Origin of the sequence: Streptomyces sp. NRRL B-24572 (genome assembly GCF_002156145.1) — a bacterium.
Taxonomy (GTDB): Bacteria; Actinomycetota; Actinomycetes; order Streptomycetales; family Streptomycetaceae; genus Streptomyces; species Streptomyces vietnamensis.
This window is the reverse complement of record NZ_MWIG01001205.1, coordinates 1-582: the sequence shown is the minus strand read 5'-3', so window position 1 is coordinate 582 and position 582 is coordinate 1. Positions and strand designations below refer to the sequence as shown.

At 79.6% G+C, this 582-nt stretch carries 1 protein-coding gene; it reads right to left on the bottom strand.

Annotated elements, in window-relative coordinates:
• On the bottom strand, positions 1-582 hold a 582-nt coding region (locus tag CCN56_RS41320; RefSeq protein WP_143664860.1), incomplete at both ends, for an alpha/beta fold hydrolase.

The window sequence follows — 582 nt, the reverse complement described above, 5'->3', positions numbered from 1 at the left end:
TCGCCGGGGGGAGCCGCGTCGTGGACGCGGCTCCCCCCGGCGACGAGCAGCAGCGTCGGCGGCCGCAGGGCGGCCAGTTCGGCGCGGGTCGGGCGGGGGCCGGTGACCGGGCGGTAGCGGGGCAGCTCCGCCGCCAGGGCGTCGAGGCGCCGCACCGCCGGATCGTGCTCGGCCCCGCCGGTCTCCCAGGCCAGGAGTGCCTCCGCCCGGGCGGCCGTCGGGCGCAGCAGCAGGGGCAGGGCCCGCAGCAGGTAGCCGGGGTGGAAGCCGGCGAAGCAGCCGGTCGGGTCGAGGAGGGCGAGGCGGTCGGTCCGGTCGGGGGCCGTCAGGGCGTACCGGAGCGCGATCCACCCGCCGTACGAGTGCCCGCAGAACGACGCCGACGTCAGTCCGAGGCCGTCGAGCAGGGCGTCGAGCCAGGCCGTGAGGTCGGCGGCGGTACGGATCGGGCGGCCGTCCGCCCGGCTGCGGCCCGGTCCGCCGACGAGGTCGACGGCGTGGACCCGGTGCGTCGCGCCGAGCACGGCGGCCGTCGCCCGCCAGGAGCAGGCGGTGTTTCCGCCGCCGGGCAGGAGGAGGACC